The following is a 22,094-nucleotide window of genomic DNA, read 5'->3' on the forward strand; positions in this document are numbered from 1 at the left end:
ACCGGGTTGCCGCGTGAGGATGCGCGTGGTGGCCGCCGGGCCCGGCATGATTGCTGCCCCCTGTCGCGAGACATGATCTGGGGGGTGTTGTCACCGGGCTCGGCTGGCAGGTCGTCATCGCTGATAGGGGCAAGGCTAGAGGGGCGCGTCGGCGCCGCTCAGGTCGCTCGTAATGTGGATGCCGAGACGTCCTGCCGGTCGACCACCGCCTCGTGTCGGTTCGGCTGGGAGGATGCACAGGTGGTCTCGCAGATCGTCGGGTACGACGACATCGCGGTCTTCATCGGCCTGGACGTCGGCAAGGGTGAGCACCACGCCGTCGCCCTCGACAAGGCCGGCGAGAGGCTGTTCGACAAGCCGTTGCCGAACTCCGAGGCGAGGCTGCGGGCGCTGCTCGAGCCGCTCATGGACCGCGGCCGGGTCCTCCTCGTGGTGGACCAGCCGGCCACGATCGGCGCGCTGCCCGTCGCGGTCGCCCAAGCCCAGGGTGTGACCGTCGGCTACCTGCCGGGCCTGACGATGAGGCGTGTGGCGGACCTGCACCCCGGAGAGGCGAAGACCGACGCCCGCGACGCGCTGATCATCGCGGAGACGGCCCGCACGATGCCGCACACTCTGCGCAGCGTCGACCTCGGCGACGAGCAGGTCGCCGAGCTGACGATGCTGTGCGGCTTCGACGACGACCTGACCGGCGAGATCACGAGAGTGACCAACCGGATCCGCGGGCTGCTCACCCAGATCCACCCCGCCCTCGAACGAGCGGTCGGCCCGCACCTGGACCACCCCGCGATGGTCGACCTCCTGGCCCGCTGGGGCACACCCGCCGCGCTCCAGAAGGCCGGCAAGAGGCAGGTCGCCGACCGTCTGCGCAAGCGCGCCCCCAGGGCTGGGGCGCGGTGGGCCGAGACGGTCTTCACCGCCCTGGGCGAGCAGACCGTCGTCGTGGCGGGCACGGACGCGGCCGGGGCCGTCATCCCCCGCCTGGCCAAGCAGCTCGAGCTGCTGCGCGCACAACGTGACGACGTCGCCGAACAGGTCGAGGCCCTCGTGGAGGCCCACCCTCTTTCCCCAGTCCTGACCTCGATGCCAGCAGTCGGAGTCAGGACAGCGGCCCGCTTGCTGACCGAGGTCGTCGGCAAGACCTTCCCCACCGCCGGGCACCTGGCCGCCTACGCCGGCCTTGCCCCCGTGACCTGGCGCTCTGGGTCATCGATCCGCGGCGAGCACACCTCCCGGCGCGGCAACAAGATCCTCAAACGCGCCCTGTTCCTCTCCGCCTTCGCCGCCCTCCGCGACCCCAGGTCCCGGGCCTACTACGACCGCAAACGCGCCCAAGGCAAGACCCACACCCAAGCCCTACTCGCCCTCGCCCGCCGACGCTGCGACGTCCTGTTCGCCATGCTCCGCGACGGCGCCTTCTACGACCCGCCCACAGCCACCCGACCCGCCGCCGCTTGACACCCGAAGGAGATAGGGGCACCCCATTACTTCCTAGCGGGTCCTGCGAGGCTCCGGTTCTTGACCGGGTTGCCGCGTGAGGATGCGCGTGGTGGCCGCCGGGCCCGGCATGATTGCTGCCCCCTGTCGCGAGACATGATCTGGGGGGTGTTGTCACCGGGCTCGGCTGGCAGGTCGTCATCGCTGATAGGGGCAAGGCTAGAGGGGCGCGTCGGCGCCGCTCAGGTCGCTCGTAATGTGGATGCCGAGACGTCCTGCCGGTCGACCACCGCCTCGTGTCGGTTCGGCTGGGAGGATGCACAGGTGGTCTCGCAGATCGTCGGGTACGACGACATCGCGGTCTTCATCGGCCTGGACGTCGGCAAGGGCGAGCACCACGCCGTCGCCCTCGACAAGGCCGGCGAGAGGCTGTTCGACAAGCCGTTGCCGAACTCCGAGGCGAGGCTGCGGGCGCTGCTCGAGCCGCTCATGGACCGCGGCCGGGTCCTCCTCGTGGTGGACCAGCCGGCCACGATCGGCGCGCTGCCCGTCGCGGTCGCCCAAGCCCAGGGTGTGACCGTCGGCTACCTGCCGGGCCTGACGATGAGGCGTGTGGCGGACCTGCACCCCGGAGAGGCGAAGACCGACGCCCGCGACGCGCTGATCATCGCGGAGACGGCCCGCACGATGCCGCACACTCTGCGCAGCGTCGACCTCGGCGACGAGCAGGTCGCCGAGCTGACGATGCTGTGCGGCTTCGACGACGACCTGACCGGCGAGATCACGAGAGTGACCAACCGGATCCGCGGGCTGCTCACCCAGATCCACCCCGCCCTCGAACGAGCGGTCGGCCCGCACCTGGACCACCCCGCGATGGTCGACCTCCTGGCCCGCTGGGGCACACCCGCCGCGCTCCAGAAGGCCGGCAAGAGGCAGGTCGCCGACCGTCTGCGCAAGCGCGCCCCCAGGGCTGGGGCGCGGTGGGCCGAGACGGTCTTCACCGCCCTGGGCGAGCAGACCGTCGTCGTGGCGGGCACGGACGCGGCCGGGGCCGTCATCCCCCGCCTGGCCAAGCAGCTCGAGCTGCTGCGCGCACAACGTGACGACGTCGCCGAACAGGTCGAGGCCCTCGTGGAGGCCCACCCTCTTTCCCCAGTCCTGACCTCGATGCCAGCAGTCGGAGTCAGGACAGCGGCCCGCTTGCTGACCGAGGTCGTCGGCAAGACCTTCCCCACCGCCGGGCACCTGGCCGCCTACGCCGGCCTTGCCCCCGTGACCTGGCGCTCTGGGTCATCGATCCGCGGCGAGCACACCTCCCGGCGCGGCAACAAGATCCTCAAACGCGCCCTGTTCCTCTCCGCCTTCGCCGCCCTCCGCGACCCCAGGTCCCGGGCCTACTACGACCGCAAACGCGCCCAAGGCAAGACCCACACCCAAGCCCTACTCGCCCTCGCCCGCCGACGCTGCGACGTCCTGTTCGCCATGCTCCGCGACGGCGCCTTCTACGACCCGCCCACAGCCACCCGACCCGCCGCCGCTTGACACCCGAAGGAGATAGGGGCACCCCATTACTTCCTAGCGGGTCCTGCGAGGCTCCGGTTCTTGACCGGGTTGCCGCGTGAGGATGCGCGTGGTGGCCGCCGGGCCCGGCATGATTGCTGCCCCCTGTCGCGAGACATGATCTGGGGGTGTTGTCACCGGGCTCGGCTGGCAGGTCGTCATCGCTGATAGGGGCAAGGCTAGAGGGGCGCGTCGGCGCCGCTCAGGTCGCTCGTAATGTGGATGCCGAGACGTCCTGCCGGTCGACCACCGCCTCGTGTCGGTTCGGCTGGGAGGATGCACAGGTGGTCTCGCAGATCGTCGGGTACGACGACATCGCGGTCTTCATCGGCCTGGACGTCGGCAAGGGCGAGCACCACGCCGTCGCCCTCGACAAGGCCGGCGAGAGGCTGTTCGACAAGCCGTTGCCGAACTCCGAGGCGAGGCTGCGGGCGCTGCTCGAGCCGCTCATGGACCGCGGCCGGGTCCTCCTCGTGGTGGACCAGCCGGCCACGATCGGCGCGCTGCCCGTCGCGGTCGCCCAAGCCCAGGGTGTGACCGTCGGCTACCTGCCGGGCCTGACGATGAGGCGTGTGGCGGACCTGCACCCCGGAGAGGCGAAGACCGACGCCCGCGACGCGCTGATCATCGCGGAGACGGCCCGCACGATGCCGCACACTCTGCGCAGCGTCGACCTCGGCGACGAGCAGGTCGCCGAGCTGACGATGCTGTGCGGCTTCGACGACGACCTGACCGGCGAGATCACGAGAGTGACCAACCGGATCCGCGGGCTGCTCACCCAGATCCACCCCGCCCTCGAACGAGCGGTCGGCCCGCACCTGGACCACCCCGCGATGGTCGACCTCCTGGCCCGCTGGGGCACACCCGCCGCGCTCCAGAAGGCCGGCAAGAGGCAGGTCGCCGACCGTCTGCGCAAGCGCGCCCCCAGGGCTGGGGCGCGGTGGGCCGAGACGGTCTTCACCGCCCTGGGCGAGCAGACCGTCGTCGTGGCGGGCACGGACGCGGCCGGGGCCGTCATCCCCCGCCTGGCCAAGCAGCTCGAGCTGCTGCGCGCACAACGTGACGACGTCGCCGAACAGGTCGAGGCCCTCGTGGAGGCCCACCCTCTTTCCCCAGTCCTGACCTCGATGCCAGCAGTCGGAGTCAGGACAGCGGCCCGCTTGCTGACCGAGGTCGTCGGCAAGACCTTCCCCACCGCCGGGCACCTGGCCGCCTACGCCGGCCTTGCCCCCGTGACCTGGCGCTCTGGGTCATCGATCCGCGGCGAGCACACCTCCCGGCGCGGCAACAAGATCCTCAAACGCGCCCTGTTCCTCTCCGCCTTCGCCGCCCTCCGCGACCCCAGGTCCCGGGCCTACTACGACCGCAAACGCGCCCAAGGCAAGACCCACACCCAAGCCCTACTCGCCCTCGCCCGCCGACGCTGCGACGTCCTGTTCGCCATGCTCCGCGACGGCGCCTTCTACGACCCGCCCACAGCCACCCGACCCGCCGCCGCTTGACACCCGAAGGAGATAGGGGCACCCCCGGCAGCGTGCTGCACGTTACGCCGTCCGAGTGGCAGGCCGCCTTCGACCAGAACGTGACGTCGACGTACTGGACGATTCGGGCCGTGCTTCCCGCCATGCTCACCCGCACACCGGAAGAGATCGCTGCGGCCGCGGTCTGGCTCGCCGGTGACGAGTCAGCCTTCGTCACCGGGACAGAGGTGGTGCTCGACGGCGGGCAGTCGCTGCAGCCCCCGCGCCAGCACCACCGAGGGGTCAAGCCCCGCGGAGTGGTGTAGCGCTTTCTGATCCTTCGTAGTGCTGGGTCAGGTCAGGCGGCGGCTCCGATCGTGAGGGCCTGGGTCGGGACGACGTCGGTCGTCATGACGGTCAGCGGGGTTCGTGCCCGCTTGAGCGCGTCGAGGGAGAGGTAGCGGCGCCCTTCGGCCCATTCGTCGTGCTGCTCGGCTAGGACGGCGCCTACGAGGCGGACGATGGCGTCCCGGTTGGGGAAGATCCCCACGACGTCGGTGCGGCGGCGGATCTCCTTGTTGAGACGCTCGTTGGGATTGTTCGACCAGATCTGGCGCCAGATCTCTTTCGGGAAGCTCGTGAAGGCGAGGACGTCTGCGCGGGCGGCGTCGAGGTGGTCGTGCACGTCGGGTAGGGCGGCGGCGACCATGTCGAGGAGCTGGTCGAACTGGGCGTGGACCGCGGTCTCGGTGGGCTGGTCGTAGACCGAGTGCAGCATGGCCTTGACCGCGGGCCAGGACGCCTTGGGGCAGGCGGCCATGAGGTTCGCGGCGTAGTGGGTGCGGCAGCGCTGCCAGGTCGCGCCGGGCAGGTTCGCCGCGACGGCCTCGACCAGGCCGGCGTGCGCGTCGGAAGTGACGAGCTTGACGCCGGCCAGGCCGCGCGCGACGAGGTCGGCGAAGAACTCGTTCCACGCCGGCCCCGTCTCGCTGGTCACGACCCGGGTGCCGAGGACCTCGCGGTGCCCGTCACCATTCACACCGGTCGCCACGAGGACGACGGAGTTGATCACGCGGCCGTGCTCACGGACCTTCATCGTCAGCGCGTCCGCGGCGACGAACGTGAACGGACCCGACTCGCCCAGTGGGCGGTGGCGGAACGCGTCGACCTGGTCGTCGAGGTCTGCGGCCATGCGGGAGACCTGCGACTTCGAGAGGCCGTCGATCCCCAACGTCTTGACGAGCTTGTCCATCCGGCGGGTGCTCACACCTGCCAGGTAGCAGTCGGCCACGACGGTGGTCAGGGCGGACTCGGCGCGCTTGCGGCGCTCGAGGAGCCAGTCCGGGAAGTACGTTCCCTCGCGCAGCTTTGGGATCGCGACGTCGATCGTGCCCACCCGGGTGTCCATCTCACGGTGGCGGTAGCCGTTGCGCTGCGCCTGACGGTCTGGGGAGCGTTGGCCCCACTCCGCGCCGACGACGGCGTCGGCGTGCTCGGACAGCAGGGCGTTGATCATCGTCTGCAGCAGTGAGCGCATCAGGTCGGGTGACGACTCGGCCAGCGCACCCTTGAGCAGACGTGCGGGGTCGACAATGTAGGGAGCGGTCATCGTGTGCTTCTCCATCCAAGAGTGCTTTCGCAAGGTCTCTTGAAGGATCACGCGGTGACCGCCTCTCATCTCCCGGCTGTCACGCCGGCGACGACCACCTGGCCGACCTACACCACTCTGCGGGACTCGACTCACCGAGGTGGAGCCCAATCGCTCCTTCGCAGGAGCACACGACGATTCACCCGCCCAGAGGTTGGCCGCCCCCAGACGTGCGCCGGAGACTGAAGACACGGCGGGCGCATCAGGCACCGCGTGGTCGGGGAGCGACGATGGCACTGCTCGGACTGCCGCAAGACGGCGACGACGACCCGTTGGCCAGTCTCAAGTTCGCACTCAGCCACCCCGACGCCGCCACGCACACACCGAGCGTGGCGCTCTCGCCGGCCTCGGACGACACGCCCGGCGACGTCGAGCGATTCATCTCCGGCGGGCTCGCCCGCTGGGCGATCGTGCCGACGGACGACGCTGCCGGGCCGGTGCACGTCGTCGTGGACACAGGGATGGTCGGCGGCCTGTCCACGTTCACCGAGTCGCTGCAGGCGATCGACCCGCGCGTCGTGGTGAACCTCGCCGGGCCAGGGCCCGGCGTCTTCACCGACCTGCTCCGGGGGACGACGACGGTGCCCTTGCGCCTCTCCGACCTGCCTGTCGGCGACACCCCGCCTCGCGCGTGGCCCCGCACGACGGCGGGTAGCGGCGTCGTCGCGCAGGTGCCGGACAAGCCGCCCGCAGCACCGGACACATCCGAGCAGACGGCGCCGGCCCCGCCCGCGCCGCCCGGCGCACCCAACGCGGCGGGAAAAGGTGGGGGCGGCGCCGAGGCACAGCCGTGCTGCGGCGGCGCCGACGCCGACGTCGTCAAGGAGCTCGCCCAGGCTCGTCGGCCGCTGCCCGCCACCGTCGAGGAATGGGCGTCCGACGACGACGACCGGGTCGCGCGCGTGGCCGACGCCTTCCTGGCCGAACAGGAGCTGCTGAACCGGGCGATCGGCTGGCACACCGCGCCCGACGGGCAGTGGCTAGAGCAGGTTCCTGAGCCGGACCGCGGCGGCCTGGCCGCCGAGCTGCTCCGCGCGAAGCACGTGTGGAGTGCCGCCCCCGACGCGCACCTGTGGGCGCTCGTCGACCCCGCCGCGCGCGGCGCCCTGGCGGTGCAGGTTCTGCGCGGCCGCGCGGGCCTCGCCCCGACCGCGGAGCTGGAAGCCACACACGTCGCACTGGAACGGCAGCAGGTCGCGCTCGAGGAACAACGCGTCGCGTACTTCACGAAGGTCGTCGCCTACACGGAGGAGTACATCGAGCAGCGCAAGAAGTGGCGCACGCTCGCGACGAGCGCCCCGCGGTTCCTCGGATGGGGGCTGGGGCTGTCGACGGCGTTGTCCGTGGCCACGCTCGCACTCGTCGCGTTGGGCGAGCTCGACGGGTGGCAGGGCGCGCTCATCATCTTCGTGCTTGCCGTGGTGGCGGTCTCGCCGTCCGTGCTGCTGCTGCTCGAACGGCCGCTCGCCGGGGTGGACGCGTTCCAGCCGCCCGGGCCGGGCGGTGCCCCGGCCGGCGGCGGTAGCGGTGGCGGTAGGGGCGACGGCGGTGCCGCGGGTGGCGGTGCGGCCGGTGGCGGTGCGGAAGCTCCGGGTGCCGGGAACGGGGCGGCCAAGGGCGCCTGACGTCTGCGGACAACACCGGTACTCGCGACCGACAGCACCAGGACGACTGTGCGCGGTGGTGGCCACGCGACCGCGGCAGGCCTGACCTCGAACCGCTGGCCCCACCTGTGGGGCCTGCGGTTCGTTCGCCGTGGGGCCAGACCCCGCGGACGGCTCACAGTCGCGCAGGTCAGACGCCTCGTATGCCCGTGCCTCATGGGGCTATGGGCTTGAGCCCCGTGGGGCCGACGCCCCACGCCAAGGTACCTACCGCCCCTTCGACTTGACCGGCTCGACGGAAGGAAGCACGACATGCGCGTCGAGCGCGTCAGCGATCCGGGCGTCGGCCTCTTGGACGGCGGTCTGGTACTTCATCGCGGCGTTCGGTGTCGTGTGCCCGAGCCGCGCCATGAGTTCTGCGATGGTCGCGCCCTGGCGGGCCGCCATGGTCGCCGCAGTCGCCCGCAGGTCGTGAAGCCGCAGGTCAGGTCGCCCGATGGCGTTGCGTGCGCCGGCGAACTTGTTCCAGAGCACCGACTGGCTGATCGGTGTCCCGACTCGCGAGGGGAAGACCAGCCCGTCGGGCGCCGGCTGCGAAAACCGCGCGATGTGTCGCGCCAGCTCGTCCGCCACCGCCGTCGGCAGCGACACTACGCGCTGGGCCGCGGCTGTCTTCACGTCTCGAATGACCTTGCCCTGCCCGCGCAGGTTCTGGACCTGCACCCGCACCGTGATCTGCCGCGCCTTGAGGTCGACGTCGGCTCGGGTCAGGCGGCGCAACTCACCGGAGCGGAACCCGCCCCAGGCTGCGACCAGGATCAGAGTCCGGTACCGCTCGGGGATCGCGGCCATCAGCGCGGCCGTCTCCTTGGGGGTGGCGATGGTCTTCGCGGAAGCGCGCGGCGACTCCGACGCGCCTCGGATCGTGCACGGGTTCCGGCCGACGAGCTGGTCACGGTATGCGGCGTTGAACAGCGACGAGACGAAGCTGTAGGTCCGCGACGCCACGCCGGGTCCGGTCGACGCGCGGACCTTCTTGAGCCACTCCGCGATGTCGGCCGAGGTCACGGCCCGCAGCGGCTTGGATCCCAGCGGATCCGAGGTCACGAACCGCCGCAGGTGGCCTTCGTACTCCTCACGCGTGCGCGGGGCCAGCGTGCGCAAGGGCAGGTTGATCTCCGCGTACTCGTTGAGCGACATCGATCGCTCGGCCACGCGCAGGTTCGGCGCGACCCACTTGCCCTGCGCGACCAGCGACTCCTCGGAGTACAGCCACCGCTCTGCGTCGATCTTCGTGGTGAACGTGGCGCCGTATCGCTCCTTGTCGGGGCCGAGGTAGCGTGCCCGCCACCCGGTCGTCTTGCCGGTCTTCGCGTTCTTCCGGCGCTCGGTCTGGCCAAAGCCTCGAGTCGAGTCCCGCAGAGTGGTGTAGGTCGGCCAGGTGGTCGTCGCCGGCGTGACAGCCGGGAGATGAGAGGCGGTCACCGCGTGATCCTTCAAGAGACCTTGCGAAAGCACTCTTGGATGGAGAAGCACACGATGACCGCTCCCTACATTGTCGACCCCGCACGTCTGCTCAAGGACGCGCTGGCCGAGTCGTCACCCGACCTGATGCGCTCACTGCTGCAGACGATGATCAACGCCCTGCTGTCCGAGCACGCCGACGCCGTCGTCGGCGCGGAGTGGGGCCAACGCTCCCCAGACCGTCAGGCGCAGCGCAACGGCTACCGCCACCGTGAGATGGACACCCGGGTGGGCACGATCGACGTCGCGATCCCAAAGCTGCGCGAGGGAACGTACTTCCCGGACTGGCTCCTCGAGCGCCGCAAGCGCGCCGAGTCCGCCCTGACCACCGTCGTGGCCGACTGCTACCTGGCAGGTGTGAGCACCCGCCGGATGGACAAGCTCGTCAAGACGTTGGGGATCGACGGCCTCTCGAAGTCGCAGGTCTCCCGCATGGCCGCAGACCTCGACGACCAGGTCGACGCGTTCCGCCACCGCCCACTGGGCGAGTCGGGTCCGTTCACGTTCGTCGCCGCGGACGCGCTGACGATGAAGGTCCGTGAGCACGGCCGCGTGATCAACTCCGTCGTCCTCGTGGCGACCGGTGTGAATGGTGACGGGCACCGCGAGGTCCTCGGCACCCGGGTCGTGACCAGCGAGACGGGGCCGGCGTGGAACGAGTTCTTCGCCGACCTCGTCGCGCGCGGCCTGGCCGGCGTCAAGCTCGTCACTTCCGACGCGCACGCCGGCCTGGTCGAGGCCGTCGCGGCGAACCTGCCCGGCGCGACCTGGCAGCGCTGCCGCACCCACTACGCCGCGAACCTCATGGCCGCCTGCCCCAAGGCGTCCTGGCCCGCGGTCAAGGCCATGCTGCACTCGGTCTACGACCAGCCCACCGAGACCGCGGTCCACGCCCAGTTCGACCAGCTCCTCGACATGGTCGCCGCCGCCCTACCCGACGTGCACGACCACCTCGACGCCGCCCGCGCAGACGTCCTCGCCTTCACGAGCTTCCCGAAAGAGATCTGGCGCCAGATCTGGTCGAACAATCCCAACGAGCGTCTCAACAAGGAGATCCGCCGCCGCACCGACGTCGTGGGGATCTTCCCCAACCGGGACGCCATCGTCCGCCTCGTAGGCGCCGTCCTAGCCGAGCAGCACGACGAATGGGCCGAAGGGCGCCGCTACCTCTCCCTCGACGCGCTCAAGCGGGCACGAACCCCGCTGACCGTCATGACGACCGACGTCGTCCCGACCCAGGCCCTCACGATCGGAGCCGCCGCCTGACCTGACCCAGCACTACGAAGGATCAGAAAGCGCTACACCACTCCGCGGGGCTTGACCTGCCTGTCTTGCGGTTCGTGCGTCTTTCGACGGTGCCGAAACCGCGTCGTACTCCAGCCATGGGGGCGCCTCCTCGGGGTGCAGGTGTGCGCCGATCCCCCGCCCCTGGTGGGACGCTGGTGGGATTTCGGGTGTCCCACAGGGCCCCACAGCGGGCATTTCGGTCCACGTGGGACCGGAAAGCGAAAGACCCCCTGACCTGCGTATTCGCTGGTCAGAGGGCCTTCGGTGAAGGGTGGGCGATACTGGGTTCGAACCAGTGACCTCTTCGGTGTGAACGAAGCGCGCTACCACTGCGCCAATCGCCCGAGTGCGGGATGACAGTAGCAAGGATCCCGCCGGGCAACCAAACCCGATCCGCGTCCTGCGCCTCTTCGAGGCACCGCTCGCTCGCGCCCGCGTTCCGCAGGCCGGTTCGCGGCGCGCCGCAGGTCTCGCGCTCAGGGGTCCATCCGCTCCCGCACCCGCCGCTCGAACAGGTCTCGCGCGACCAGCGTGAGCGGTCCTGGGGCGACGCTGGCGCCGTCGAGCCAGGTCACGGGCTGGATGTTGCGCCCGGACGAGGTCAGGGCGAGCGCGGCGCGTCCTGCGGTGACGTCGTCGAGTACGGTGAACGGCAGTTCGCCGGGTTCGGCCTCGCGCACGGGGAGCCCGTCCTCGGCGCCCCACTCCAGGAACAGTGCGCGGGTGATGCCGGCGAGGCATCCGCTGGTGAGGGCGGGGGTGAGCAGTTCGCCGTCGCGTTCGACGACGACGTTGGATCCGGTTCCTTCGCACAGTTCGCCGACGGTGTTGGCGAGCAGCGCCTCGTCGCCGCCTTGGGCGACGGCGTCCGCGAGCGCCACCACGTTTTCGGCGTAGGACGTGGTCTTGAGTCCGGCGACGGCGGAGCGTTCGTTGCGGACCCAGGGTGAGCGCACGGTGCGCGACTCGGGGCGCATGGTCGAGGTGGCGGCGGCGACGATCACGGTGGCGGGTGCGTCGGCGCGGCCGGAGCCGAGGGGTCCGATGCCGGATGTGACGGTGAGGCGCAGGCGGCCGTCGATGGTTCCGGCGCGGGTGAGCACGGCGTCGATCCCGGTGCGGATGCGTGTCTCGAGGTCGGGGGCGGGGTCGAGTCCGAGGCCGCGCAGGGAGCGGTCGAGGCGTCGCAGGTGCCGGGTGAGGGCGAAGACCTGCCCGTCGACGAGGGTGCAGGTTTCGAAGGCGCCGTCTCCCACGGTGATTCCGTGGTCGACCGCGCTGAGTGCGCGCTCCGACTCTCCGACCAGTTTCCCGTCTACCCAGACGACCGTCTCCATGCGGTCAGTCTGCCGGAACCTGTCGACGGCGGTAGACCAGGTGCGTGACCTCGGGTGTCCATCGGGCGCTGACGGCGGTCCAGGAGCTGGGTCCGACGCTATCGAACACCCGTGTTCCGGTGCGGAGTCCGGCGACGGCGGGGACGACGTGCAGCCGCATCTCGTCGATCTCGCCGAGTGTCAGGTAGTGGTTGACGGTGGTTGCTCCTCCGGCGACGGCGACGCGTCCGCCGTGTGCGGCGTCGCGCGCCTGGGAGAGGGCCTGGGCTGGGCCTTCGGTGACGAAGTGGAAGGTGGTGCCGGTCAGCTCGACGGGGTCGTGGGGGTGGTGGGTGAGCACGAACACGGGGGCGCGGTAGGGCGGTTCGTCGCCCCACCATCCGGTCCAGTCGTCGGGCCACGGGCCGTCGCTGCGTGGGGCGAACATGTTGCGGCCCATGATGTAGGCGTCGGCGCCGACGATGGCGTCATGTTCGGCCTGGTGGGCGTCGATGTGCGCCAGGTGCCACGCGTGGAGGGTGTCGGCGTCGATCTCGCCGAAGGGCCGTTCGAGCGTCTGCGTGGGGCCGGCGGAGTATCCGTCGAGGGTGACGGCGAGGTCGCAGGTGACGATGCTCATGCCGGTTCCGACGACGTCGGCGGCGGCGAGTCATCGGGTGTGCTGGCCAGCGCGGTGAGCCGGGCGGCCTTGAGCTCGGTCTCGTGCCATTCGGCGTCTGGGTCGCTGCCCCAGGTGATGCCTGCGCCGGTGCCGAATCGCAGGGTGCCGCCGCCGGGGTCGCGCTCCCACCAGAAGGTGCGGATGCCGACGGCGAGCTCGGCGCGCCCGGCGTCGCCGTCGATCCATCCGACGGCCCCGCAGTAGGGGCCGCGGGGGACGGGTTCGAGCTGGCCGATGAGGCGTAGCGCGGAGCTCTTGGGCGCCCCGGACACGGACCCGGGCGGGAAGGTCGCGGCCAGCACGTCGCGCCACAGGTGGGGTGAGGCGGCGACGTCGGCGGTGAGCGTGCCGTGCACGCGGGTGACGAGGTGGACGAGGCCGGGGTGGTGCTCGACGGCGAGCAGGTCGGTGACCTCGATGCTGCCGGCGCGGCACACGCGCTGGAGGTCGTTGCGGACCAGGTCGGTGATCATGATGTTCTCGGCGCGGTCCTTGGCGGTGAGGCCGCCGGGGGTGCGGGCGGTGCCCTTGATGGGGCCGGAGGTCAGGCGGTCGCCGTCGAGGGTGAGGTACAGCTCGGGCGACGCGGAGACCACCCACACGGGGTCGATGCCGTGGCCTGCGGGGACGTGGACGGCGGCGGCGTGCGGTGCCGGGTTTCCTGCCGCGAGGACTGCGGCGAGCGCGGCGGCGTCGGGCTCGTCGCCGGTGTCGCTGACGGGCAGGGGTGCGGACAGCACGCGGCACACGTTGGCCTGGTAGACGTCGCCGTCGCGCACGTGCTCGCGCACGCGTGCGACGGCCTGCTGGTAGGCGTCGCGGTCCAGGGAGCTGCGCCACGTCCCGGCCTGCGGTCCGGTCCAGCGGGTGGGCCGCCGGTGGCGCGCATCGTCGTCGGCGACGTGGGCGAACCGCCAGGCCCGCGCGCGTCCGGGGCGTCCTGTCGCTCCCCCGCCGAGGTCGGCCTCGAAGTCGACGACGACGAACCACAGCCCGCCTCGCAGCCGTTCGGGCGCGACGGCGAGGTCTACGCACTCGACGGCTCCGGTGGCGACGCGGCCGGCGAACCGCGCCCAGGACGGGTTGTGGGGCACGGGTCGAACGCTACTGACCGCCGCTGACTGGGGGCGATTGGACGATGTCGGCGAACGTCAACTAGTGTTTGGGACGCGCCGGACGCCGGGGACCTGTCCCCCACGCCCGGCCATGCGGATGTGGCTCAGTTGGTAGAGCATCACCTTGCCAAGGTGAGGGTCGCGGGTTCGAGTCCCGTCATCCGCTCGGAGGCCCACTCTCTGCACGCCAGGGAGAGCACGTCTCAAGGTGGGTTGGCCGAGAGGCGAGGCAGCGGCCTGCAAAGCCGTACACACGGGTTCGAATCCCGTACCCACCTCGCGTCCTGAGCGATCAGGCACGGGCGATTGGCGCAGCGGTAGCGCGCTTCCCTGACACGGAAGAGGTCACTGGTTCGATCCCAGTATCGCCCACCAGCACGTAACGCCAGGTCAGAGGCCGTTCCGGGGAGATCCGGGGCGGCCTTCGCCATGTCCGCTCGCACCGGCCGCCGTGCGCCCGACGTGGGGCGCCGGGCCGGTTAGGCTCTGCGACCGTGGCACCTCACGAACCGGCGGTCTCCGCGAGCATGCACCGCGCTAAGGCGGCGGCCCGGGCGTCCCACGTCACCGTGGGCGACCTGCGCAGGCGTCCTGACGGCGGTGTCGAGATCGACTGCTCGTGCGGGATGGTGCTCACCAACGGACCCGAGTGGTCGCTCGACGAGCACATCCGGTTGCATCGGGCCGAGGCGCGCTACCTCGCCGTGAGCGAGGTGGCGCCGGCGGGGATGCCGCGCCTCATCCCTGTGGCGGCCGACCGCCGGCCGCGCTGAGGCTCACAGCTCCTCGGGGTCGTCCCACGATGTGCCGCTCGAGTCTCCCTCGATCGGGTGCAGCTCGACGGCCGACAGCGATGTCGGCGCCTTGCTGGCGTCACCGCCGGCACGCGGGTCGGCGTCGGGGTCCGGCTCGGGCTGGCGCAGGGCGATCCGGCCCGCCGAGGCCAGCGACTCGTGCAGGAGCCGGCCCGCGTGGTGCTGTGTTTCGTCGCCCCCTGCGCGGGGGTCTGGCTGGGTGCTCATGCACCCATTCTGTTCCACGCAGGCGTGTGACGTGGCAGGCGCGGCGCACTGCCTGCGCCTGCGCGACATCGGCCGGGCCGTCTGTGAGGATCGACGACATGCAGACCTGGCCAGGACGCCCCTACCCGCTCGGCGCGACCTTCGACGGCACGGGCACGAACTTCGCCCTGTTCTCGTCGGTCGCCGATCGCGTCGAGCTGTGCCTCCTGTCCGACGACGGGGCCGAGCAGCGCGTCGACCTGCGGGAGGTCGACGCGCACGTGTTCCACGTGTTCCTGCCCGGCGTCGGCCCGGGGACCCGCTACGGGTACCGGGTCCACGGTCCGTGGGAGCCGGCGTCGGGCCACCGGTGCGACCCCACCAAGCTGCTGCTCGACCCCTACGCCCGAGCGATCGACGGGCAGGCCGACGGCGACCAGTCGCTGTTCTCCTACCCGTTCTCGGACACGTCGGCGGCCGTGACCGGCAAGGCGCCGACGGGCACCGACTCGGCTCCGCACACGCTGACCTCCGTCGTCGTCAACCCGTTCTTCGACTGGGGCCACGACCGGCCGCCGCAGATCGACTACCACGACACGGTGCTCTACGAGGCGCACGTCAAAGGCATGAGCATGCGCCACCCCGACGTCCCGCCGGAGATGCGCGGCACCTACGCGGGCATGGGGCACCCCGCGGTGATCGACCACCTGCGGCGCCTGGGCGTCACCGCCGTCGAGCTGATGCCCGTGCACCAGTTCGTGCAGGACGCGACGCTGCAAGCGCGGGGGCTGGCGAACTACTGGGGCTACAACACCATCGGGTTCTTCGCCCCGCACAACGGGTACGCCTCCTACGGCACGCGCGGCGAGCAGGTGCTGGAGTTCAAGGCCATGGTCAAGGCGCTGCACGAGGCCGGCATCGAGGTCATCCTCGACGTCGTCTACAACCACACCGCCGAGGGCAACCACCTGGGGCCGACGCTCAGCTTCAAGGGCATCGACAACGCGGCCTACTACCGCCTGGTCGACGACGACGCCGCGCACTACTTCGACACCACGGGCACCGGCAACTCGCTGCTCATGCGCTCGCCGGCGGTGCTCCAGCTCATCATGGACTCGCTGCGCTACTGGACCACGGAGATGCACGTCGACGGGTTCCGGTTCGACCTCGCGGCGACGCTGGCCCGGCAGTTCCACGAGGTCGACCGGCTGAGCGCGTTCTTCGACATCGTGCACCAGGACCCGGTGATCTCCCAGGTCAAGCTCATCGCGGAACCGTGGGACCTGGGCGACGGCGGCTACCAGGTGGGCGGGTTCCCACCCCTGTGGACGGAGTGGAACGGCCGCTACCGCGACACGGTGCGCGACTTCTGGCGGGGCGAGCCGGCCACGCTGCCCGAGTTCGCCAGCCGCCTGACCGGCAGCAGCGACCTGTACGAGCACACGGGCCGCAAGCCGATCGCGAGCATCAACTTCGTCGTCGCGCACGACGGGTTCACCCTCAACGACCTCGTCGCCTACGACGACAAGCACAACGACGCCAACGGGGAGGGCGGCAAGGACGGCGAGAGCCACAACAGGTCGTGGAACTGCGGCGTCGAGGGCCCCACGACCGACCCGGAGATCCTGGCGCTGCGGGCGCGGCAGCGGCGCAACTTCCTGACCACGCTGCTGCTGAGCCAGGGCGTGCCCATGCTCGCGCACGGCGACGAGATGGGTCGCACGCAGGGCGGCAACAACAACGCCTACGCGCAGGACAACCCGACGACGTGGATGGACTGGGACCTCACGGAGGACGAGACCGAGCTGCTCGCCTTCACCCGGCGGCTCGTCCACCTGCGCCGCGAGCACCCCGTGCTGCACCGCCGCGGGTTCTTCGCCGGCACGGGGCTGGGTGCGACGTCGCCCGCCGCGGACGGCTCGGGCGACCTGCCCGAGATCGACTGGTTCGACCTGTCGGGCGAGCGCATGGACGGCACCGACTGGACCAACGGGTACGCCCGCTCCCTCATGGTCTTCCTCAACGGCGACGCGATGCCCGAGACCGACAGGCGCGGCGGCCCGCTCGTCGACGACGCGTTCCTGCTGCTGTTCAACGCGCACTCCGAGGCGCTGGACTTCGTGCTGCCGCCCAAGGCCTACGGGAGGCGGTGGAGCACCGTCCTGGCCACCGACGGCTCGACCCGCCGCGGCGCGGGCCACGCCGCGGGCACGCCGTTGCGGGTCGCCGGCCGCGCCGTGGTGGTCCTCACCCGACCCTCGCTGCGGCGTGCCGGGCACGCCCGCGGCCTGACCGGACGTGCCGTCTAGTGTGACCTCCGTCAGCACCGGCTCACCGCCGCCGCAACCGGGCCCGATGATCCCCTGGCCCGGTCCGCGGCCTATCCTCTGGGCGCCGCACGCGCGGACGGTCGACGTCGTCACGCAGGGGTCCGGCGGACTCGTCGCGAGTCCGATGCGGCTGGTCGGGGCGCACCGGCCCGGGTACTGGGGCGCGGACCACGAGCTCGACGCGGGCACGACGTTCGGCTTCTCGATCGACGGCGGCCCGCCGCTGCCCGACCCGACCGGGACGTGGTTCCCCGACGGGATCCACGCGCTGTCGCGCGTGCTGCCGCCGCTGTCCGGCTGGAGAGACGACGGGTGGCGCCCGCCCCCGATCGACAACGGCGTGCTGCTGCACCTCGATGTCGCGGCCGCGACGCCCGGGGGCACCCTCGACGACGCCGCACGCCTCCTGCCCCACGTCGCCGCCCTCGGCGTGCAGGGCGTCGAGCTCGCCCCCCTGTGCGCGTACGACCCCGCAGCGGGCCCGGCTGCGGGCGTGCGGGCGTGCTCCGTCCACGAGCCGCTCGGCGGCACCCCTGCGCTCGCGCGGTTCGTCGACGCGGCGCACGCTGCCGGGCTCGCCGTCGTGCTGACCACGGCGCACCGCTGGGCCGTGGCGCCCTCGCTCGGGCTCGAGGCGTTCGGGCCGTATGCCGTCGCCGGGCGGCTCAACCTCGACGAGTCGGGCAGCCGCGGGGTGCGGGACTTCCTGTTCGCCGACGCCGAGCACTGGTTCGGCCGGCTGCACGTCGACGGCCTGGCGCTCGACGTCGAGGCGCTCGCCGACAGGTCGGCGGTGCCCTACCTCGCCGAGCTCGCGAACGAGACGCTCGCGACGTCCCAGGAGCTCGGGCGGCAGCTCACGTTGTTCGTCGACGGCCCGGGCCGCTCGGACCGTCTCACCGAGGCGCTCGGACGCCTGCTCGGCCGGGACGCGGCGCCCAGCGCGGCCGACGTGGAGCACCTGCGCCGTCTGACCGGCTCGCTCACCCCTGCCGCCCGGCTGCCGCTGCGCGCCGACCGGTTCGTACGCAGGTCGCACCCCACGACGCGCCGCGCGGCATCGATCGTCGTCGGCGACCTCACCCGGCTGCCCGGGGCGCGCCGGGCCATGCCGTGGGTGCCGCCGGGCGAGCGGCACTCCCCCGGCGATCTGGACGCGCGCGCGACGACGCTCGCGTTCGCGATGCTCGCGGGCACCCCGCTCGTGCTGGACACCGACCACGCCCCCGTCGGCGACGGCTCGCCGGACGCTCGGCGCCTGCGTGCTTGGTGCGCCGAGCTCGCGGGCCTGCGCGGCGAGGCCACCGCGCAGCTCGACCTCGCGCTCGACCTGCGCGTCGCCGGCTCGACGCTCGCCGTGCGGCGCGGGCGCCATGCCGTCGTGCTCGCCTGGGGCGACGACGAGGCGCACGTACCCGTGGCCGCGCTGCTGGCCGGCCCGCCGAGCGCGTGGGACCTGGCGGCCGCCTGGGCGCCCGGCACGACGCTCGACGCCGGCACGCTGCATCTTCACCCGCGCACGACGGCGGTGCTGCGCGCGCGTGTGCCGCGACCTGGGGTTACGCTCACGCACCAGGCGGCATCAGCGCCACGGTGAAGAGCGAGGTCGCGATGAGTGGACGACACAGCAAGCACGACCTGGAGCGCACCCCCGACGACGACATCCTGCGCGACCTGGAGAAGCGCTGGGACGACGCGCCGTCGCGGGTGCTGCGGTGGCGCAAGGACCAGGACGTGCACGATCTGGACTGCGACGGGACGCCGGGGTGGGACGGTGACCGCGACGACGGTGAGCGGCTCGTCGCCGCGCGCGCCGCCGAGCTGTCCGAGCTGCAGGAGCGGCTGTTCGCGGACGGCCGCACGGGCGGCAACCGGTCGGTGCTGCTGGTGCTCCAGGGGCTCGACACGTCGGGCAAGGGCGGGATCGTGCGGCACGTCGTCGGGCTGGTCGACCCGCAGGGCGTGGCGCACCGCGCCTTCGGCGTCCCCACGCCCGAGGAGGCCGCGCACGGGTACCTGTGGCGCATCCGCAACGCCTTGCCCCAACCGGGGTACCTCGGTGTCTTCGACCGCTCGCACTACGAGCAGGTGCTGGTGGTCCGCGTCGACGGGCTGGAGCCCGAGGAGACGTGGCGGGCGCACTACGACGAGATCAACGCGTTCGAGGCCGAGATCGCCGCGGCCGGCACGGCGATCGTCAAGGTCGCGCTGATGGTCTCGCGCGACGAGCAGAAGGCGCGCCTCCGCGAACGGCTGGAGCGGCCCGACAAGTACTGGAAGTACAACCCAGGCGACCTCAAGACGCGCGCACGGTTCGGCGACTACCTCGACGCCTACCAGGAGGCGTTCGAGCGCACCTCGACCGACGTGGCGCCCTGGCACGTGGTGCCGGCGGACAAGAAGTGGTTCGCGCGGCTCGCCGTGACCGAGCTCGTCCTGGACGCGCTGCGCTCGTTCGACCTGGGGTGGCCGCCCGCCGGCTTCGACGTCGAGGAGCAGCTGCGCCTGCTCGACGAGACGGGCTGAGCGCGGCTCAGGCCGCGAGCGCCCGCCCCTCCTCGGCCAGCGCCCCCAGACGCGACAGCGCCCGGTAGTACTTCTTGCGGTAGCCGCCGCGCAGCATCTCGTCGGAGAACAGGACGCGTTCTCCGGCTCCGGCGAGCAGCACCGGCACGTCGCGGTCGTACAGGCGGTCGACGAGGACGACCAGGCGCAGCGCGACCTCCTGGCGCGTCACGGGCCGCACGCCGGTCAGCGCGACCAGGCCGACGTCGTCGAGCAGCGCGCCGTAGCGGCTGGGGTGCACGGTCGCGAGGTGGTCGAGCAGGCCGGCGAAGTCGTCGAGCGTGGCGTCGGGGCGCTGCGCGGCGACGGCCTCGACGACGGCGGCCGGCAGCGGCGGCGAGTCGGTCACGACGGCGCGGTGCCGGTAGTCGTCGCCGTCGACGCGCAGCACCTCGAACCGCGCGGCGAGGGCCTGGATCTCGCGCAGGAAGTCCTCGGCGGCGAACCGTCCCTCGCCGAGGGCGCCCGGCAGGGTGTTACTGGTGGCGGCGAGGGCGACTCCGCGGTCGGTGAGCTCGCGCAGCAGGCGGCTCATGAGCGTGGTGTCCCCGGCGTCGTCGAGCTCGAACTCGTCGATGCAGACCAGCTTCTTGGCGGCGAGCGCCTCGACCGTGGGCAGGAACCCGAGCGCGCCGACGAGGTTGGTGTACTCGACGAACGTGCCGTAGGCGGTGTCGGCCAGGCCGACGGCGTGGGCGAGCGAGGCGAGCAGGTGCGTCTTGCCGACGCCGAACCCGCCATCGAGGTAGACGGCGGGGCCGGGGCCACCTTGCGGGCGAAGCGGCCGCGCCGAGGCGGGTGGGCGATCTGCGCGGCGACGTTCTGGAGCCGGGACAGCGCGGCGGCTTGGCTCGGGAACGCCGGGTTGGCGCGGTAGCTGGCGAAGCGCGTCCGCGCGAAGTGTCGCGGCGGGCGCAGGTCGGCGAGAAGCCGCTGGGGTGCGGCCATGGGCCGCACGTCCGCCAGGGAACGCGTCACGGCGTCACCGGCGCCCGTCGGAGGCTCTGCCCGTCGAAACCCCGTGGTGCTCGTCACGGGCATCAAGGCTACGTGGCGTCAGCACGTGCCCGTGTGTGACGTGAAACACTGCGAGCATGTCGTCGCCGGCGCTGAACCTGCTCGTCCCCGAGGCCCGCACCCTGCCCCCGGACGCCGGTGAGGCGACGCTCGCGCGGCTGTACGCCCATGCGCCGGGGGTCGTGCGCGCCACCATGATCGCCACCGTCGACGGTGGTGCCTGGGGACCTGACCACGTGTCCGGTTCGATCAACGACGACGCCGACTGGCGGGTGTTCCGGGTGCTGCGCGCGCTCGCCGACGTCGTCGTCGTCGGTGCCGGGACCGCGCGTGCCGAGCGGTACACGCAGCTCGGGCGGCCGCGCGGGCTGGGTCACCTGCGCGCCGACTCCCTCGAGCTCGCCGTGGTGACGCGCAGCGGCGACGTCCCCCAGACCCTGCTCGAGGGCGACCGGCCCCCGCTCGTCATCACCGGCGCGCACGGGGCGCAGGCAGCGTTGGCAGCGGTGCCGCCGGAGCGCGTGATCGTCGCCCCGGTTCCCCCTGGGGGCGACGGCGCGGACGGGGGTGGGGCGTCAGCGGGCACTCCCCCGCACGACGTCGACCTGGGTGCGGGCCTGGCGGCGCTCACCGCGCGGGGCCTGAGCCGCGTGCTGTGCGAGGGCGGGCCCCACCTGCTGGCGGACCTCCTCGCCGCAGGCCTGGTCGACGAGCTGTGCCTGACCACCGCCGCGCTGCTCGTCGGCCCGGGTCCCGACCGCATCGTCGCCGGTGGCCCGCCCGGCGCCGGGCCGCCCAGCCCGGCGCGGCTGGCCCACCTGCTGCACGCCCCGGATGCCGGGACGATGCTGGCCCGCTGGCTGTTGCGCGCGCCACGTGCCCGCGCCGGGCGGCCGCAGGCACGTTAGGTTCAGCCCATGGCGAGTGTTCCCGGTGCCGACCTGTCCGACGTCGTCCTGGTGCTGACCGAGGCTCCGCTCACGGCGGCCGACGTCGAGCATCTGCTCGACATCTACCGCGACCCCGACGGCGACGGCACGCCCGACCCGGTCGCGTTCCGCGTGCTCGTGCCCGCGGAGACCGAGCGTCACCTGCTCGCCGCACTCCTGGAGCACGTCGGCACCGGTGAGCTGCGCAAGGCGTGGCAGGACCTGACGGGAGGCCGGCCCGCGCCCGCACAGGCCGCCGCAGACGCCGCCGACAAGCTCGCACGGTCGGTCACCGCGCTGCACGCCGCCGGCATGCCCGCCGAGGGCGAGGTGATGGCTGACGACCCGCTGCCTGCGCTGCGCGACGCGATCGCCGGCGGCGGGATCCGCGAGGTCGTCGTGGTGACGTATCCGCACGCGTTCGCGGACACGTTCCACGCCGACTGGGCCTCGCGGGCACGTGACGCGCTCCAGGTGCCCGTGCTCCACCTCTACGCCGGGACCTCCGAGCTCGGCTGACTCTCCCCGAAGGCGCAACCCGCACGCGCCGGACATGGCGTGGTTCACGCTGCACCTACGCGTGTGACGCCGGTCGTGCTCTTACAGTGGGACGTCAGCC

At 72.0% G+C, this 22,094-nt stretch carries 18 protein-coding genes, 4 tRNA genes and 1 pseudogene; 15 read left to right on the forward strand and 8 right to left on the reverse strand.

From position 1 onward, the window contains the following. Window positions 1–252 precede the first annotated feature (252 nt). From ET495_RS05590 to ET495_RS18490, 4 genes are all read left to right on the forward strand, one after another. A complete protein-coding gene (locus tag ET495_RS05590; protein WP_129190590.1) occupies window positions 253–1,458 on the forward strand; it encodes an IS110 family RNA-guided transposase in 1,206 nt (401 codons plus the stop codon). 315 nt (window positions 1,459–1,773) lie between these two features. Beyond that, complete coding sequence (locus tag ET495_RS05595) at window positions 1,774–2,979, forward strand: IS110 family RNA-guided transposase (RefSeq protein ID WP_129190590.1); 1,206 nt, start codon at window positions 1,774–1,776, stop codon at window positions 2,977–2,979. Window positions 2,980–3,293: 314 nt separating this feature from the next. Then, on the forward strand, window positions 3,294–4,499 hold the full coding sequence (locus ET495_RS05600; protein ID WP_129190590.1) for an IS110 family RNA-guided transposase: 1,206 nt from the start codon (window positions 3,294–3,296) through the stop codon (window positions 4,497–4,499). Window positions 4,500–4,531: 32 nt separating this feature from the next. Beyond that, window positions 4,532–4,783: an SDR family oxidoreductase gene (locus ET495_RS18490; protein ID WP_245993329.1), complete on the forward strand. Its 252-nt coding sequence runs from the start codon at window positions 4,532–4,534 to the stop codon at window positions 4,781–4,783. A gap of 32 nt (window positions 4,784–4,815) precedes the next feature. Here ET495_RS18490 and ET495_RS05610 read toward each other — a convergent pair whose 3' ends face one another. Then, window positions 4,816–6,066 (reverse strand): IS256 family transposase, encoded by a 1,251-nt coding sequence (locus tag ET495_RS05610; protein WP_129205876.1) that lies wholly within the window; start codon window positions 6,064–6,066, stop codon window positions 4,816–4,818. A gap of 269 nt (window positions 6,067–6,335) precedes the next feature. Between ET495_RS05610 and ET495_RS17555 the strand changes: the two genes are divergently transcribed. Continuing rightward, on the forward strand, window positions 6,336–7,730 hold the full coding sequence (locus ET495_RS17555) for a hypothetical protein (protein ID WP_162616312.1): 1,395 nt from the start codon (window positions 6,336–6,338) through the stop codon (window positions 7,728–7,730). A gap of 246 nt (window positions 7,731–7,976) precedes the next feature. On the opposite strand, the gene ET495_RS05620 is transcribed toward ET495_RS17555, so the two are convergent. Then, complete coding sequence (locus ET495_RS05620) at window positions 7,977–9,194, reverse strand: tyrosine-type recombinase/integrase (protein ID WP_129203312.1); 1,218 nt, start codon at window positions 9,192–9,194, stop codon at window positions 7,977–7,979. A gap of 54 nt (window positions 9,195–9,248) precedes the next feature. Between ET495_RS05620 and ET495_RS05625 the strand changes: the two genes are divergently transcribed. Further along, window positions 9,249–10,499: an IS256 family transposase gene (locus ET495_RS05625; RefSeq protein ID WP_129205902.1), complete on the forward strand. Its 1,251-nt coding sequence runs from the start codon at window positions 9,249–9,251 to the stop codon at window positions 10,497–10,499. A 293-nt stretch (window positions 10,500–10,792) separates the two neighbouring features. On the opposite strand, the gene ET495_RS05630 is transcribed toward ET495_RS05625, so the two are convergent. The 4 genes from ET495_RS05630 to ET495_RS05645 all read right to left on the reverse strand — a co-directional run bounded on the left by ET495_RS05630 (window position 10,793) and on the right by ET495_RS05645 (window position 13,612). Next, a tRNA-Val gene (locus ET495_RS05630) sits at window positions 10,793–10,864 on the reverse strand. 132 nt (window positions 10,865–10,996) lie between these two features. Then, window positions 10,997–11,857 carry an aminotransferase class IV gene (locus ET495_RS05635; RefSeq protein WP_129203314.1) on the reverse strand — a complete coding sequence of 287 codons (861 nt, stop codon included), beginning with the start codon at window positions 11,855–11,857 and terminating at the stop codon, window positions 10,997–10,999. Between the two features lie 4 nt (window positions 11,858–11,861). Beyond that, window positions 11,862–12,476 carry a dihydrofolate reductase family protein gene (locus ET495_RS05640; protein WP_129203316.1) on the reverse strand — a complete coding sequence of 205 codons (615 nt, stop codon included), beginning with the start codon at window positions 12,474–12,476 and terminating at the stop codon, window positions 11,862–11,864. Beyond that, window positions 12,473–13,612 (reverse strand): chorismate-binding protein, encoded by a 1,140-nt coding sequence (locus ET495_RS05645; protein WP_129203317.1) that lies wholly within the window; start codon window positions 13,610–13,612, stop codon window positions 12,473–12,475. The genes ET495_RS05640 and ET495_RS05645 overlap by 4 nt, the downstream gene beginning before the upstream one ends. 114 nt (window positions 13,613–13,726) lie before the next feature. Here ET495_RS05645 and ET495_RS05650 point away from each other — a divergent pair. The 4 genes from ET495_RS05650 to ET495_RS05665 all read left to right on the forward strand — a co-directional run bounded on the left by ET495_RS05650 (window position 13,727) and on the right by ET495_RS05665 (window position 14,406). Continuing rightward, window positions 13,727–13,799: transfer RNA gene (locus tag ET495_RS05650), tRNA-Gly, on the forward strand. A gap of 41 nt (window positions 13,800–13,840) precedes the next feature. Then, window positions 13,841–13,911: transfer RNA gene (locus tag ET495_RS05655), tRNA-Cys, on the forward strand. A 22-nt stretch (window positions 13,912–13,933) separates the two neighbouring features. Beyond that, window positions 13,934–14,008, forward strand: a tRNA-Val gene (locus ET495_RS05660). A gap of 119 nt (window positions 14,009–14,127) precedes the next feature. Continuing rightward, window positions 14,128–14,406, forward strand: a complete 279-nt coding sequence (locus tag ET495_RS05665; protein WP_129203318.1) for a hypothetical protein — start codon at window positions 14,128–14,130, stop codon at window positions 14,404–14,406. Window positions 14,407–14,409: 3 nt separating this feature from the next. Here the strand turns inward: ET495_RS05665 and ET495_RS05670 are convergent, their stop codons facing one another. Continuing rightward, a complete protein-coding gene (locus tag ET495_RS05670) occupies window positions 14,410–14,655 on the reverse strand; it encodes a hypothetical protein (RefSeq protein ID WP_245993330.1) in 246 nt (81 codons plus the stop codon). A gap of 98 nt (window positions 14,656–14,753) precedes the next feature. Between ET495_RS05670 and glgX the strand changes: the two genes are divergently transcribed. Genes glgX through ET495_RS05685 form a run of 3 tightly spaced genes read left to right on the forward strand, consistent with a single transcriptional unit; the run spans window position 14,754 to window position 19,490 of the window. Next, window positions 14,754–16,943, forward strand: coding sequence for a glycogen debranching protein GlgX (gene glgX / locus ET495_RS05675; RefSeq protein WP_129203320.1), 2,190 nt, complete (start codon window positions 14,754–14,756; stop codon window positions 16,941–16,943). A 46-nt stretch (window positions 16,944–16,989) separates the two neighbouring features. Next, complete coding sequence (locus tag ET495_RS05680) at window positions 16,990–18,561, forward strand: hypothetical protein (protein ID WP_129203322.1); 1,572 nt, start codon at window positions 16,990–16,992, stop codon at window positions 18,559–18,561. A gap of 14 nt (window positions 18,562–18,575) precedes the next feature. Beyond that, window positions 18,576–19,490 (forward strand): PPK2 family polyphosphate kinase, encoded by a 915-nt coding sequence (locus ET495_RS05685; RefSeq protein ID WP_129203324.1) that lies wholly within the window; start codon window positions 18,576–18,578, stop codon window positions 19,488–19,490. A gap of 7 nt (window positions 19,491–19,497) precedes the next feature. Here the strand turns inward: ET495_RS05685 and zapE are convergent. Then, window positions 19,498–20,477 (reverse strand): annotated as a pseudogene (gene zapE / locus ET495_RS05690) (cell division protein ZapE). Between the two features lie 146 nt (window positions 20,478–20,623). Between zapE and ET495_RS05695 the strand changes: the two are divergent. Then, window positions 20,624–21,454, forward strand: coding sequence for a dihydrofolate reductase family protein (locus tag ET495_RS05695; RefSeq protein WP_129203326.1), 831 nt, complete (start codon window positions 20,624–20,626; stop codon window positions 21,452–21,454). A 9-nt stretch (window positions 21,455–21,463) separates the two neighbouring features. Continuing rightward, a complete protein-coding gene (locus tag ET495_RS05700; RefSeq protein WP_129203328.1) occupies window positions 21,464–21,994 on the forward strand; it encodes a hypothetical protein in 531 nt (176 codons plus the stop codon). Window positions 21,995–22,094 lie beyond the last annotated feature (100 nt).

The organism is Xylanimonas allomyrinae, assembly GCF_004135345.1.
Taxonomy (GTDB): domain Bacteria; phylum Actinomycetota; class Actinomycetes; order Actinomycetales; family Cellulomonadaceae; genus Xylanimonas; species Xylanimonas allomyrinae.